A 13,840-nucleotide genomic window follows, 5' to 3' on the forward strand; every position below is an offset into this window, starting at 1 on the left:
CCCTCGCCGGCGATGTGCGCTCACAGTGCCGGCGCCGCCGCGGGCGTGGCCAGCGCATGGCACAGCAGCCGGCAACCGCGCAGCGCCAACGCCTTGCGCTCGGCTTCGTCGCTGCCGCGCTGGCAGGCACCGAGCATGTCCATCAACAAGGTCAGGTCGTCGCCATCCAGCCCCGGGCGGCACAGGCCGGCGTCGGTGGCGCGCTGCAGGAACGGCAGCAGGATCGCCATCAGCCGCGCATGCGCCACTTCGACCTGCGGATGGTCGCGCGGCATCGAGCGCCAGTGGTCGGCCAGCGGCGCGGACATGGCGATGTGCTCGGCGACATCGCGCAGCAGCAGGAACAGGCCATCCGGGCGCTCGCCGATATCGCGCGCGCAGCATTCCAGCCCGTCCAGGGCGCGCTGCATGAGCGCGATCATCAAGTCCGTGCGGTCGGCGAAATTGCGGTACAGCGTGGCCCGGCCGACGCCGGAGCGTTCGACCACCAGTTCCAGCGGCGCCAGCACGCCGTGCTCGCAGAACACTTCATCGGCCGCGTCGAGCAGCAGGCGGCGGCGTTGGGCGGCATCGGCGCGGAGGTCCATGCCGGGGATTATCGGACAATTTTGTCCGCTTGCAAGCGCGGCGTTGGCCGGACCGCATGTGGCGCCCCGGCAACGCCGCTGGAACGCCGCTGCCGGGTTGCGCGCGGCGACCGTCAACCGGTGTTCTGCACGCCCTGCGAAACGCCGTTGACGCAGGCCACCAATGCGCGCAGCAACGCTTCGTCCTCGCCGTCGGTGGCCCGCCAGCGCTGCAGCAGGTCCACCTGCAGCACGCTGATCGGGTCGATGTAGGGATTGCGCAGGCGGATCGACAAGGCCAGGCGCGGGTCGTGCTGCAGCAGCGATGCCTGCCCGGTCAGCGACTTCACCCAGCCCTTGGTCAGCGCCAGTTCGTCGCGGATGCGCGGGAAGAAGCGCTCGTGCAGCGGCCCGGCCAGGCGCGAGAACATCTCGGCGATGTTGAGGTCGCCCTTGGACAGCACCATCGCGATGTCGTCGAGGAAGGTGCGGAAGAACGGCCAGTCCGCGGCCATCTCGCGCAGCGTGTCCTCGTGGCCGGCCTCCACCGCCGCGCGCAGGCCGCTGCCGACGCCGTACCAGCCCGGGATCACCGCGCGCGCCTGGCTCCAGGCGAACACCCACGGGATCGCGCGCAGGTTGTCCAGCGCCGCGTCCTGGCCCAGCCGCCGCGACGGCCGCGAGCCCAGGGTCATCCGCTCGATCACGTCGATCGGCGTGGCCAGGCGGAAATAGCGCATGAACTCGGCGTCGCCGACGAAGCTGCGGTAGGCGCGGGTGCTGTGCTCGGCGACGATGTCCATCACCGGCCGCCACGCGCCCTCGCGCGCGTCCGGCGCGCGCGGACGCAGGCTCGACAGCAGCACCGCGCCGGTCATCTGCTCCAGCGAGCGCAGCGCCAGCGCACGGATGCCGTACTTGCGGTGGATCACCTCGCCCTGCTCGGTCACCCGCAGGCGGCCATCGACGCTGCCGCGCGGCGCCGCTTCCAGCGCGCGCGTGGTCTTGCCGCCGCCGCGCACGATCGAACCGCCGCGGCCATGGAAGAAGGTCAGGCGGATGCCGAGGTCGGCAGCCGCGTCGAGCAGTTCCACCTGCGCGCGCTGCAGGCCCCAGCGCGAGGCGGCGATGCCGCCGTCCTTGCCGCTGTCCGAGTAGCCGAGCATCACCATCTGCACGTCGTTGCGCGCGGCCAGGTGGCGCCGGTAGACCGGATCGGCGAGCAGGTCGCGCAGGGTGTCGGTGCCGCCGCGCAGGTCGTCCACGGTCTCGAACAGCGGCACGATGTCCAAAGGCACCGCGCCTTGCGCATCGACCAGGCCGCCGCGCCGCGCCAGCGCCAGCACGGTCAGCACGTCGGCGCGGTTGTGCGCCATGCTGATGATGTAGCTGCCCAGCGCATCGGCGCCATGGCGCGCGCGCGCGTCGGCGAGCGCGGCGAACACCGCGTCCAGGCGTGCGTTGCCGGCATCCTCGGGGGCGGCCGGCAGGATCTGCTCGCCGCCGGCGTAGGCACCGAGTACCGCCGCACGCTCCTCGGGCGAACGCGCATCCCAGTCGTCCTCGCCCAGCGCGGCGGCGACCGCGCGCGCATGCACGCTGGACTCCTGGCGCACGTCCAGCCGCGCCAGGTGGAAGCCGAAGCTGCGCACCCGCCACAACAGGCGGCGCACCGCGAACCAGCCGGCGTGCAGGCCCTTGTTGGCCTGCAGGCTGTCCAGGATCAGCTGCAGGTCCTGCTCCAGTTCGGCCGGCGCGGCGTAGGCGCCCGGCGCGTCGTCCAGCGTCGCCTGCAGGCGCGCGCGCATCAGGTCGTTGAGCAGGCGGTACGGCATGTCACCATGGCGCGGCCGCGAGCGCGCCGCGGCCGCGGGCAGCAGGTGCCGGTAGCGTTCCAGCTGCGCCAGCAACGCATCGCTGACCGCCACCAGCGTGGTCGACTGGCTGAGCAGGCTGGCCAGCTGCCACAGTTCCTTCAGATAACGGTCCAGCACCGCGCGGCGCTGCGCGTCGAGCGTGGCGGTGATGGTGCCGGCATCCACGTTCGGATTGCCGTCCATGTCGCCGCCGACCCAGGTGCCGAACCGCAGCAGCCGCGGCAGCGGCACCGGCACGCCGTAGGTTTGCTCGATCGCATGCTCCAGGGTTTCGTACATCACCGGGACCACCCGGTACAGCACCTGGGTCAGGTAGAAGCCGACGTGCTCGCGCTCGTCTTCCACGGTCGGCCGCACCGGCGAGGAATCGGCGGTCTGCCAGGAGGCGGTCAGCGCCATGCGGAAGCGCGCCGCATCGGTGGCGCGCTCGCCGGGGGTGCGCATGCCGTCGAGGTTGTCGACCAGGCTGGCCACCATCAGCTGCTCCTTTTCCAGCAGCGCGCGGCGCACCGCCTCGGTCGGGTGCGCGGTGAACACCGGCTCCACGTCGATGCGCGGCAGCCACTCGCCCAGCTCCTGCGCGCTCACCCCCTGCGCCTTGAGCCGGCGCAGCGCGTCGTGCAGGCCGTCCGGCTGCGGGGTGTCGGCGCTGTTGCGCTGGTAGTCGCGGCGGCGGCGGATGCGGTGCACGCGCTCGGCGATGTTGACCACCTGGAAGTAGGTGCTGAAGGCGCGCACCAGCGCCTCGGCGTCGCGCGGCGCGCGCGCGTACAGCTGTTCGCTCAGCGAGGACGGCGGCGCATCGCTCTCGCGGCGCGCGATCGCGGTGGTGCGGATGGTTTCGATCTCGTCCAGGAACTCCGCAGACACCTGCTCGGCGAGCAGGTCGCCGACCAGCGCCCCCAATCGGCGTACGTCGTCGCGCAAGGGGATGTCGGGCGTGGCGAACACGATGCTGCTGCGGTACTCGTTCATCGGAAACGCATGGCTCGGCTGTGGGGGCGTCGCAAGACTAACCCAAAAGTATTAGTCGCTCGCCTGGCGTGGTAACGGTTTCAAAGCGAACCATCGCCGGCCATGCGCGGCGCCCGGGACCTGTGGGAGCGGCTGCAGTCGCCCCTGCAGATGCCGGTGCGTGCTCGGCAGCGCGGGCTGGTGCGCCGCCCGGCCGCAGGGCCAGCCCTCCGCAACCGGGCCGTCGATGGATGTCCGGCGTGCGCCGCGTCCCAGGCCGCAATGCGCCCATTCAAGCGCCGCACGCCGCAGCCGCTATACTTGGCTAACCCTCCGCCGAGGGGCGCTGCGACCGTGTCGAGGTGGGCTCCCCGCCTCCAGACCCGGCCAGGCTCGGCGGCAGGCTTGAGCGACAACGGCGCCCGGACCTTCGCGAGTTTTCTCGCCATTGACCGGAGCACTACCGATGAACGCTGTACGCAAGAGCTTTTCCACCGAGGGCGACTACAAGGTCGCCGACATCTCCCTGGCCGATTGGGGCCGCAAGGAGCTGGACATCGCCGAGCACGAGATGCCGGGCCTGATGTCGATCCGCCGCCAGTACGCCGCCGCCAAGCCGCTGGCCGGCGTGCGCGTGACCGGCTCGCTGCACATGACCATCCAGACCGCGGTGCTGATCGAGACGCTGAAGGACATCGGCGCCGACGTGCGCTGGGCCTCGTGCAACATCTTCTCCACCCAGGACCACGCCGCCGCGGCGATCGCCGTCACCGGCACCCCCGTGTTCGCCTGGAAGGGCGAGAGCCTGGAGGAATACTGGGACTGCACCCTCGACGCGCTGACCTTCACCCTGGCCGACGGCACCCAGACCGGCCCGGAGCTGGTGGTGGACGACGGCGGCGACGTCACCCTGCTGATCCACAAGGGCTACGAGCTGGAGAACGGCTCCAGGTGGGTGGACGAGCCCGCCTCCTCGCACGAAGAGCAGGTGATCAAGGACCTGCTCAAGCGTGTGGCGGTCGAGCGTCCCGGTTACTGGACCCGCGTGGTCAAGGACTGGAAGGGCGTGTCCGAGGAAACCACCACCGGCGTGCACCGCCTGTACCAGCTGGCCGAGGCCGGCACCCTGCTGGTGCCGTCGATCAACGTCAACGACTCGGTGACCAAGAGCAAGTTCGACAACCTGTACGGTTGCCGCGAGTCGCTGGCCGACGGCCTCAAGCGCGCGATGGACGTGATGCTGGCCGGCAAGGTCGCCGTGGTCTGCGGCTATGGCGACGTCGGCAAGGGTTCGGCGCACAGCCTGCGCGCCTACGGCGCCCGCGTCATCGTCACCGAGATCGACCCGATCTGCGCGCTGCAGGCGGCGATGGAAGGCTTCGAGGTCAACACCGTCGAGGACAGCCTGGGCCAGGCCGACATCTACGTCACCACCACCGGCAACAAGGACATCATCCGCATCGAGCACCTGACGCAGATGAAGGACCAGGCCATCGTCTGCAACATCGGCCACTTCGACAACGAGATCCAGGTCGAGGCGCTGTACAAGTACCCCGGCGTGCAGAAGATCAACATCAAGCCGCAGGTGGACAAGTTCGTGTTCCCGAACGGCAACGCGATCTTCCTGCTGGCCGAAGGCCGCCTGGTCAACCTGGGCTGCGCCACCGGCCACCCCAGCTTCGTGATGTCCAACAGCTTCGCCAACCAGACCCTGGCGCAGATCGACCTGTGGCAGAACAAGGACAGCTACGAGAAGCAGGTCTACCGCCTGCCGAAGAAGCTGGACGAGGAAGTGGCGCGCCTGCACCTGGAAAAGATCGGCGTGAAGCTGACCACGCTCAGCGACGACCAGGCCGCCTACCTCGGCGTGTCGGTCGACGGTCCGTACAAGCCGGAGCATTACCGGTACTGAGCGGTCGCTGTACTGCCATCAGTCGTAGATCGGGCGCCGCAAGGCGCCCGATCTGTGTCCGGGCAGAGTCCCCGTGCGCCCGCGGCGCGCGCCGCCACCAAGGCGGCGGCCCGAGGCGCCGCGTCTACCCGGCACGACGGTAGACGGATATCTGCGCGCGCGCGGTCGCGCCGAAAGGCCGCCGTGCCCAGTCCGACCAGCGTTCCTGCAGTTCCAGTCCCGCCAGGCGCGCCATCAGGTCCAGTTCCGACGGCCATACGTAGCGATAGCGGTCGTTGAAGATGTGGGTGCCTGATTCGCCGATCAGCACGATGCGTTGCTGGACCAGCTGCCGCACCGGATCGGTACTGGAGCACAGCAACAGCACCGGTGCATCGCCCGCGTCCAGGGCCGGCGCCTCCAGCACCGGCGTCACCCTGGCGCCGGCCTGCAGCATCTCCGCCTGCGGCACCAAGGTCTGCAGAACCAACACGCCGGAGGCCGACAGGCGCTCGCGCACCGCGACCAGACAGCGCACCTGCGCGCTCTGCGCCAGCAGATAGCCGAACGAGAATACCGAGTAGATCAGGTCGAACGGTCCGGCGATGGGCACATCGACGAAATCGTCGCAGACCAGCGTCAGGCGCTCGGCGCCCGGCTTGTCGCGCAGCCTGTCCAGCATGAGCGGAGAGTTGTCGATCCCGCTCACCACTGCGCCGCTGGCCGCGAGCGGCAGGGCGATACGGCCGGTGCCGACACCCAATTCCAGCGCCGTGCCGCCGCCCACCAGCTCGGCCAACAGCTGTACGCACTGCGGCGCGTTGGCGGCGGCTCGCTGTTCCTGCAGCAGGTCGTAATATTGCGAAACTCGGTCGTACGCGTGCGCCGACGATGCGTGCATGGCCCCTACCCGGACAGGAAACGGAAAACCCGCCTAGACGACCATGCCGACCGCCGCATGCGCGGCGCCGGCAGGTTCGCCCGTGGCGAGCCAATGCGCGCAATCGGCACCGAGTTCGGCGGCGGCGCGCTGCAGATAGGCCACGTTGGCGGCAGGCGCAAGGGTTTCGCGCCAGCGTCCGTTGCAGCCACGGTTGAAGAACGCCCGCCCGCCATCGCGCCAGAAGCCGGCCCCCTGCGGAACGTAGCGCGCGGCATGCGCGCGCATGTAATCGAGGCTGCAATGCCGCAGGACGCGTTCGCAACGCGCCGGGTCCAGCGGAACGTCGAGGAAGGCGGCGATGCGGCGCACCTGCGCCGGCAGGTCCTCCAGCAACGCTGCGTAATGCACCAGCAGTACGTTGTCGCAGTCGCGCAACGCCCACCAGGAGCGCACACCTTCCCAGAACGGCCACAGCGGAGCGCCGTCCTCGCGCAGCCAGGTGTCGAAATACTCGTCGACCGGGCATGAGGGCGGCGGCATCACCTTCAGCTTGCCAGCGCTGTGCGGCTCCGCGTCCAGGCGCGCCTGCGCGTCGGCGCTCACCGCACGCTGGTGGTCGTAAAGGCTCCAGACGATGTCGCGGCCATCGCGGCCGACGTAGAGATAGCGCGCCTGTTCGGACAGCACCAACGCATCGGCAGGAAGATGGGTTTTCACGAACCGGCGATGGCGCTGCTCGGCCAGCAACCGCAGCTTGGTCGCCTTGTCCGGATACACCGAATCGAACCATGGCGACACGCTGGACAGCTTGACCTGCGCATCGGCGGCGAAGATCAGCTGCGCGACGATCTGCTGGACCCAGGTGGTTCCTGCCTTCGCGTAGCTGGCGATGACGATGTCGTCGGCACGGAAAGCGAACTCGTTCCACACAGTGGAATCGAAGAAGCGGTTGGGATATTCCCGTTGTTTGGAAGGCATGCCCACGTCGCTGTCCTGTCGGCCCTGCTCGGACCGGTGGCGCCTGGCACGCAGAACGCATCCGCTCTCGCCGGCGTGCATCCAAGCGCACGTCGGCAGGTCCGATGCAAAACGCATGCGAATCGAAGAAAGCATCGCTGCATTCGAGATCTCGGCAGGCTACGGAGTCCTGTGTACCGGCATATCGCTCGCCGCAGCAAGCGACGCGCCAGCTGCACGACGTGCTCCGATCAGCCTGCCAAGATCAGCCTTCGAAAACCCCAGTCACTGCGTGTAGATATACGCGACCTTGCGTGGACCGAACACCGTCAACAGTTTCGAAAACGCGCGGGACAGCATAGCTTTGGCGATTTTCATCACACTCACCTATTCAGGAGTTTTTGGAATGGCGGAATATCCGCCTCTTTCAACCTAGCAATATTCTTATGGCCAATCAACGTTACCGGCAATATTTTCTTTCTGCGTATGCGATATCACGCACTCAATCGCACTGCGAGCGCTACTGGCCGCACACAACCCCCATTCATCCGAACAGGTCCTTGCGCAGGTAGTCGAGATAATCGCGCACATGCTGCTCGCGCGACGCGATGTCGTTGGGCAGGTGCAGGCCGCGCGCGAACCAGCGCAACCGCGGCCGCGCATGCAGGTGCGGATACGCCTGTGCAGGCACCGGCACGCTCAGGAAGGCGCACAGCGGCGCCCAGCCCTGCGACGGCGAGAACACCAGCAACCGATCCGCCGGCACGCTGTCGATGACCGCCTGGTTCCAGCGCTTGAAATAATCGACCATAAAGGCCCGGTCGTCGCTGCGGCCGGCGAACTGCTGCTTCAGAAACGTACTGAATATTTCCCCTTCCGGGCCGAGAAAGGTGCTCTTCCTGCCAGGCGCAAGGATGGTCTGCGTCACTGATTCGAACCAACTGTCGGGATCGCGGACGGTCAGCACAACCTTCGCCTGCGGATACACCTCGATCAGTTGCCGCCAGTAATAGCAACCGGGATGATCGGTACTGGACCGGTAGCCTGCGAAGATCGACGGCCAGTCCGCAGCTCCACGCTCGGCCGCGTTCCACAGCGGCAGCGCCGTGCGCATGTTCGCCGCGACCTCCGTCGCGTGGTGGCAGGGCCCGAATCCCAGATGTTCCAACGCGAACTTCAGCGACAGCGTTCCCGTCCTGCCCAGACCGGCCCCGATCACCTGAAGAGACATCGCCGTTTCTCCGATCCGATGTTGCCAGGCCCGGAACCTAGCACGCCCCGGCGGCGTGCGTCCTTGCATTGGCGAGCAGGATGCGCAATCCGGCGGCCAGGTGGCGCACGCGATTCATGCCGCAGCCATGCGCACTCAGCCGGGCCGCCGCGCGACGCTCATCCGCGCCAGTTCGCGTTGCCTTCCCAGAACGCCACGCTGCGCCGATACGCCTCGCGGTCCATTGCCACGCCAGAGCCGCCCTCTTCCAAGCCCAGCGCGTTGCGCAGCATGGTGATCGGCGCCATCGGGATCTCCTGCGGCTCGGCGGTGTAGAGGCAGCCGACCACGCCCCACTCGGCCTCGATCGGCTCGCCTTCGCGCGCCAGTTGTTCGCGGCTGTAGAGGATCGGCAACAGGTACGCAGCCACCGGCGGCTCGACGCCTTCGAACCAGCGCACCAGCACCGGCAATTCCTCCCTGCTGCGCGCTTCGTAGCCGGAACGCAGCAGGTGGCGATTGGCCTCGGTGATCGGCACGGTCAGGCAGCGGGTGGAGGTCCAGTTGGGATGCACGTGCAGCTTGCAAAACGGCGCGTAGCCGTCCAGCACCCGGAGCGGCGCGGCATCGTTGAGTTGGCGCTCGAACTGTTCCGGAGTGCAGTCCTGGATCGCGTTGCGGCGAGCGTCGCGCGGGAACAGGCGGGTGCGGGCGAAGCGGGTGAGGACGATGGACATGGCGGGGACGGGCACGAGGAGCGGGCAAGCGTAGCGCGCTCGCTGGACGATGGACACCATGAGCGCTGCACACCCGGATCGCGGCCGCCATGGCATTGATCCGACCAGCGCGCCGCGATGCCGCCATCGCGCAGACAGGCGGCATGTCCCGCTTTTCACGTCCGGCGTCTGCTAGGCATGCGCCAACGCGTAATCGATCGCCGCACGAATCGCCGCCACCTGCGCGGCATTGCACTGCTCGGGCGTGGCGGTGGAGCTGTCGGGGTAGACCTCGGTCGTCGTGGTGTAGCGCGCATCGCTGATGCCCGCGCACAGACCCAGCTGCTTCACCGGGTAGTGGATGACGCCATGCGCCACCACCGGCGAGCCGATGATCCTGCCGTCGGCATCGGCCGGCGCGATGTGGGTGACCTGTGCGACGGCCGCCACCACCGCCTGCTGGAACGCCGGCTGCGGGTTTTCGCTGTCGCCGACCAGGTAGAAACCATCGGGAATGCCATCGGGCACATAGGCGACGCCGTCGCGCGCCGCCAGCGCCGGACGGAACTCGGATTCGTCGCTGTCGGTGGTCTCGTGCAGGTCGATGTGCATCGCGATCTGTCCGCGCAACGGCGCGACCAGCCGCAGCAGCGCCGCCGACTCCTGGGCCGGACTGTCGGCGCGGAACGAACGGTTCGGGTCGATGGCGTCCGCGTTCCAGCGATGGATCCGCTCGTAGGCCCATGGACTCACGCACGGCGCCACCAGCACATTGGCGCGCCCGGCGTACGCGCCCGCGTGGCGTTGGGCGAACTGCAACGCGCCGTGCACGCCGCTGGTCTCGTAGCCATGCACGCCGCCGGTCACCAGCATGCACGGCAATGCGTCGTCCCACGCGCGGCTGCGCAACGCCAGCAGCGGGTATTGCTCCCCGGCGTAATCCAGCATGCCGTACTCGACGATCTGCAACTGTCCCCGCAAGCGTTCGATCGCCGCCAGCACCTCCTCCTGGTAGCTGCGCTGCCGACGCTGCCGCGCCAGCCACGCCGCCTTTTCCGCAGGCCCCCACGGCGTGCCGGGCGTACCGATCGGGTAGAAGGTATCGAGTGTCATCTTGCGGGTCCGCGCGTGCCGGTGAGGCGCATGACTTTAGCACCGGGCAACGCAGCCATCGCGACGATGCAAGCGCGGCCGCATGCGCATGCCTGCATCGCATGTTCCGCATGCCGCTTCAACAACGGCACGTCCCCGCCTCCATCCGCAGGCGACCGCGGCGCCGCGGCCCCCCATCGGCGCCGCGACACGCGCACCGGCGTGCATCGGCCGCCGTGCGGCGTCGGTCCCGCAATGCGCTCGCGCCCCGCACAGCGCCGGCAGAACCGGATACCGGTCCCGCTTTGCATCGGCCAATGCAATGAATACGTATGTAGCGCGCGCATGCTGCGCCGCGATGCGCGCTTAGCATCCACGCAGCGCCGCACGCCGTGTGCTGCGTTCATGGCGCCCCGACCGAAGGAGATCTGTGTGATGCGCGAACGCCCCGCCGCTGCAACCGCTCCATTGCGCCCGCACCGCTGGCGCCTGTTCCTCGTCGGCCTGCTGCTGACCCTGGTCACGGCCAGCGCCCAGGCCGAGGTCATCCTGCACGCCTTCAACTGGCCCTACGCCACCGTGGAGGCGCGGGCGGCGCAGATCGCCGCGGCCGGCTATCGCAAGGTGATGGTGGCGCCGGCCTATCGCTCGCAGGGCAGCGCCTGGTGGGCGCGCTATCAACCGCAGGACATGCGCGTGATCGACAACCCGCTCGGCGACACCGAGGATTTCGCCCAGATGGTGCAGGCGCTGGCCGATGTCGGCGTGGAAACCTATGCCGACGTGGTGCTCAACCACATGGCCAACGAGGCGGCGACGCGCCCGGATCTCGACTACCCCGGCAGCGCGGTGCTGTCGCAGTACGCCGCCGACCCGTCGCGCTACGCGTCGCTGCGGCTGTTCGGCGACCTGTCGGTGAATGTCCTCGGCGCCGGCGATTTCGGTCCGGCGCAATGCATCACCGACTACAACGACGCCGACCAGGTCCGCACCTACCGCATCTGCGGCGGCGGCGGCGATCCCGGCCTGCCCGACCTGGTCGGCAACGACTGGGTGGTGCAGCAGCAACGCAGCTATCTGCAGTCGCTGAAGGCGCTGGGCGTGACCGGCTTCCGCATCGACGCGGCCAAGCACATGACCTTCGATCATCTCAATCGCGTGCTCGACGCCGGCATCCGTTCCGGGGTGCACGTGTTCGGCGAGGTCATCACCGGCGGCGGCGCCGGCAACGCCGACTACGACCAGTTCCTGGCGCCCTACCTGCAGGCCACGCCGCATGCGGCCTACGATTTCCCGCTGTTCAACTCGATCCGCAACGCCTTCGCCTACGGCGGCAGCATGGACCTGCTGGTCGATCCTGGCGCCTACGGCCAGGCGCTGCCCGGCAATCGCGCGGTGACCTTCGCCGTCACCCACGACATTCCCAACAACGCCGGCTTCCGCTACGCGATCCTCGACCCGGTCGACGAGACCCTGGCCTATGCGTATCTGCTCGGCCGCGACGGCGGCGTGCCGATGGTGTACTCGGACAACAACGAGAGCGGCGACAACCGTTGGGTGGACGCCTACCAGCGCGACGACCTCCAGCGCATGATCGGCTTCCACAACGCCGCGCAGGGCAGCGACATGCAGGTGCTGTCGCACGACGCCTGCCACCTGCTGTTCCGCCGCGGCGACCTGGGCATCGTCGGCATCAACAAGTGCGGCACCGCGGTCAGCGCCACGGTGGCGATGAGCGGCAGCGTGCTGCGCTGGAACGTGGACTACAGCGACGCGCTCGGCTCGGGCAGCGTGGTGCGCATCTCCAGCAGCAGCTACACCTTCAGCCTGCCGCCGCGGCAGGCGCGGATGTGGAAGCGCTGATCCTGCGCGAACGGACCGCAACGGACCCCATGGCGTCCGTTGCGGCCTGGCCTTCGCGGACAGCGCCCACGCGGCGGCCGCGCGGGCAGCCGGGCAGGACGCCCATCAAGGTTTCGCATCCATCCGGATGAAGAGATATACTCCACGCATCACCTGACGCGCCGCGCCCATGACCGCCATCAGCTTCGAGTTCTACCCGCCCAAGACCGACGAGCAGCGGGCGCAGCTGGACCGCACCGCCGCACGCCTGAAGGCCTACGCGCCGGAGTACGTGTCGTGCACCTTCGGCGCCGGCGGCTCGACCCTGAGCTACACCTCCGAGACGGTGCGCCATCTGAAGCAGCACCACGGCTTCGAGGCGGCGCCGCACCTGTCCTGCGTCGGCGGCAGCCGCGAGGAGATCCGCGAGCTGCTCAAGCTGTACCGCGCGATCGGCTGCCGGCGCCTGGTCGCGCTGCGCGGCGACCTGCCCTCGGGCATGGGCCACCCCGGCGACCTGCGCTACGCCGCCGACCTGATCGCCTTCATCCGCGCCGAGCACGGCGACGCCTTCCACCTGGAGGTCGGCGCCTATCCGGAAACGCATCCGCAGGCCAGCGACGCGCTGAGCGACCTGCGCCATTTCAAGGCCAAGGTCGATGCCGGCGCCGATGGCGCGATCACCCAGTACTTCTACAACGCCGACGCGTATTTCCATTTCGTCGATGCGGTGCGCAAGCTCGGCGTGCAGATCCCGATCGTGCCGGGGATCATGCCGATCTCCAATTTCAGCCAGCTGCGGCGTTTCTCCGAGCAATGCGGTGCGGAGATCCCGCGCTGGATCGGCAAGCGCATGCAGGCCTACGGCGACGATGCCGACGCCATCCGCGAGTTCGGCGCCGACCTGGTCGCGTCACTGTGCGAACGCCTGCTCGCCGGCGGCGCGCCGTCGCTGCACTTCTACACGCTCAACCTGGCCAAGCCCACCGTCGGCGTTCTGTCGCGCTTGAAGTGAGCGACGTCGGCGGCCAGCGTGCGCACCTGCAGTCGCGACGTCGGCGGCCATCGGCGAGGCGGCAGGCGTCCCGACGCCGGACAGCGTCGGGACCGATGGCCCGAGGCCACCCGGCACTTGCCTGATGACCGGAGCGCGGCCGACTGCCGGCGCGCCCTGGCTTCAGTCGAACCGCGACTGCCATTTGTTCAAGAGGCAGGATCGCACCGAACCTGCGATCGCGCTTCATCCGTCGAACTTGACCAGGTCCCTGAAGATCAGTTGACCCCAGCTGTTTCCGCGCGCGTGCACCAGCAGCCCGCCTTCCGACAGCCCGCCAAGCTTGATCGGCGAGAAACCGAGATTTTCCGCAAGCGCACCGATTTCCGTGGCCGCGTCGTCGTCGTCGCTTGCCAGGAACACGACTCTCCTGCCGCCATGCGCGGCCGGGCCTTGAGCGAGCACCGCGGCGACCAGATGATTGAAGCCCTTGACCAGCCTTGCGCCAGGGAAAGCCTGCGCGACCACCCTGGACGAAGGCTGTCCTCCCAGCTGCTCAGGAGGCACGCCGTAGGCATTGGTCACATCGACGATGGTTTTCCCCTGCCAAGTGGGCAGCGCCTTGGCGACATCCGGGTGCGACTCGAAACGCACCGCCAAAAAGACGATATCCGCCTGGATGGCGTCCGCCAGCGTCCTGGGAACGATCGTCGGTCCGATCGCGGCCGCGGCGGATGCGAAGCTTGCCGGGTCGCGCGTGGTCGCAACGCACACTTCGATGCCGCTGCGGGCAAACGCCCTGGCCAGGGCCTGGCCGATACTGCCGAAGCCGATGATGGCGTAGCTCATGGATTTTCC

General features: G+C 68.6%; 11 protein-coding genes and 1 riboswitch. Of the genes, 3 read left to right on the forward strand and 8 right to left on the reverse strand.

Features of this window, described 5'->3' with window-relative positions:
- Positions 1–20 precede the first annotated feature (20 nt).
- Both NRY95_17795 and ppc read right to left on the reverse strand, forming a co-directional pair.
- The gene (locus NRY95_17795) at positions 21–587 is read right to left on the reverse strand and encodes a TetR/AcrR family transcriptional regulator (GenBank protein UYC15538.1); all 567 of its coding nucleotides are present in this window, start codon (positions 585–587) and stop codon (positions 21–23) included.
- A gap of 113 nt (positions 588–700) precedes the next feature.
- The gene (gene ppc / locus NRY95_17800) at positions 701–3,418 is read right to left on the reverse strand and encodes a phosphoenolpyruvate carboxylase (protein ID UYC15539.1); all 2,718 of its coding nucleotides are present in this window, start codon (positions 3,416–3,418) and stop codon (positions 701–703) included.
- Positions 3,419–3,729: 311 nt separating this feature from the next.
- Positions 3,730–3,828, forward strand: a riboswitch (S-adenosyl-L-homocysteine riboswitch).
- Positions 3,829–3,863: 35 nt separating this feature from the next.
- Here ppc and ahcY point away from each other — a divergent pair.
- Positions 3,864–5,309, forward strand: coding sequence for an adenosylhomocysteinase (gene ahcY, locus NRY95_17805; GenBank protein ID UYC15540.1), 1,446 nt, complete (start codon positions 3,864–3,866; stop codon positions 5,307–5,309).
- Positions 5,310–5,433: 124 nt separating this feature from the next.
- Here ahcY and NRY95_17810 read toward each other — a convergent pair whose 3' ends face one another.
- The 5 genes from NRY95_17810 to NRY95_17830 all read right to left on the reverse strand — a co-directional run bounded on the left by NRY95_17810 (position 5,434) and on the right by NRY95_17830 (position 10,167).
- Positions 5,434–6,189 carry a class I SAM-dependent methyltransferase gene (locus tag NRY95_17810; GenBank protein UYC15541.1) on the reverse strand — a complete coding sequence of 252 codons (756 nt, stop codon included), beginning with the start codon at positions 6,187–6,189 and terminating at the stop codon, positions 5,434–5,436.
- 33 nt (positions 6,190–6,222) lie between these two features.
- Positions 6,223–7,155, reverse strand: a complete 933-nt coding sequence (locus NRY95_17815; GenBank protein ID UYC15542.1) for a sulfotransferase domain-containing protein — start codon at positions 7,153–7,155, stop codon at positions 6,223–6,225.
- A gap of 517 nt (positions 7,156–7,672) precedes the next feature.
- Positions 7,673–8,359, reverse strand: coding sequence for a hypothetical protein (locus tag NRY95_17820; protein ID UYC15543.1), 687 nt, complete (start codon positions 8,357–8,359; stop codon positions 7,673–7,675).
- Positions 8,360–8,517: 158 nt separating this feature from the next.
- Positions 8,518–9,075, reverse strand: coding sequence for a DUF3228 family protein (locus NRY95_17825; protein UYC15544.1), 558 nt, complete (start codon positions 9,073–9,075; stop codon positions 8,518–8,520).
- A gap of 171 nt (positions 9,076–9,246) precedes the next feature.
- Positions 9,247–10,167, reverse strand: a complete 921-nt coding sequence (locus tag NRY95_17830) for a M14 family metallocarboxypeptidase (GenBank protein UYC15545.1) — start codon at positions 10,165–10,167, stop codon at positions 9,247–9,249.
- A 414-nt stretch (positions 10,168–10,581) separates the two neighbouring features.
- Here NRY95_17830 and NRY95_17835 point away from each other — a divergent pair, with 414 nt between their 5' ends.
- On the forward strand, positions 10,582–12,009 hold the full coding sequence (locus NRY95_17835; GenBank protein UYC15546.1) for an alpha-amylase family protein: 1,428 nt from the start codon (positions 10,582–10,584) through the stop codon (positions 12,007–12,009).
- Between the two features lie 169 nt (positions 12,010–12,178).
- Positions 12,179–13,003 carry a methylenetetrahydrofolate reductase [NAD(P)H] gene (gene metF / locus NRY95_17840; GenBank protein UYC15547.1) on the forward strand — a complete coding sequence of 275 codons (825 nt, stop codon included), beginning with the start codon at positions 12,179–12,181 and terminating at the stop codon, positions 13,001–13,003.
- 225 nt (positions 13,004–13,228) lie between these two features.
- On the opposite strand, the gene NRY95_17845 is transcribed toward metF, so the two are convergent.
- Entirely contained in the window at positions 13,229–13,831 is a 603-nt protein-coding gene (locus NRY95_17845) for an NADPH-dependent F420 reductase (protein UYC15548.1), read from the reverse strand.
- Positions 13,832–13,840 lie beyond the last annotated feature (9 nt).

Origin of the sequence: Xanthomonas campestris pv. phormiicola (genome assembly GCA_025666215.1) — a bacterium.
Taxonomy (GTDB): Bacteria; Pseudomonadota; Gammaproteobacteria; order Xanthomonadales; family Xanthomonadaceae; genus Xanthomonas_A; species Xanthomonas_A campestris_A.

What these genes read in the sequence shown, in the direction of transcription:
- NRY95_17795 (UYC15538.1), bottom strand. Translation starts at nt 587, where the DNA reads ATGGACCTCCGCGCCGATGCCGCCCAACGCCGCCGCCTGCTGCTCGAC.
- ppc (UYC15539.1), bottom strand. Translation starts at nt 3,418, where the DNA reads ATGAACGAGTACCGCAGCAGCATCGTGTTCGCCACGCCCGACATCCCC.
- ahcY (UYC15540.1), top strand. Translation starts at nt 3,864, where the DNA reads ATGAACGCTGTACGCAAGAGCTTTTCCACCGAGGGCGACTACAAGGTC.
- NRY95_17810 (UYC15541.1), bottom strand. Translation starts at nt 6,189, where the DNA reads ATGCACGCATCGTCGGCGCACGCGTACGACCGAGTTTCGCAATATTAC.
- NRY95_17820 (UYC15543.1), bottom strand. Translation starts at nt 8,359, where the DNA reads ATGTCTCTTCAGGTGATCGGGGCCGGTCTGGGCAGGACGGGAACGCTG.
- NRY95_17825 (UYC15544.1), bottom strand. Translation starts at nt 9,075, where the DNA reads ATGTCCATCGTCCTCACCCGCTTCGCCCGCACCCGCCTGTTCCCGCGC.
- NRY95_17830 (UYC15545.1), bottom strand. Translation starts at nt 10,167, where the DNA reads ATGACACTCGATACCTTCTACCCGATCGGTACGCCCGGCACGCCGTGG.
- NRY95_17835 (UYC15546.1), top strand. Translation starts at nt 10,582, where the DNA reads ATGCGCGAACGCCCCGCCGCTGCAACCGCTCCATTGCGCCCGCACCGC.
- metF (UYC15547.1), top strand. Translation starts at nt 12,179, where the DNA reads ATGACCGCCATCAGCTTCGAGTTCTACCCGCCCAAGACCGACGAGCAG.
- NRY95_17845 (UYC15548.1), bottom strand. Translation starts at nt 13,831, where the DNA reads ATGAGCTACGCCATCATCGGCTTCGGCAGTATCGGCCAGGCCCTGGCC.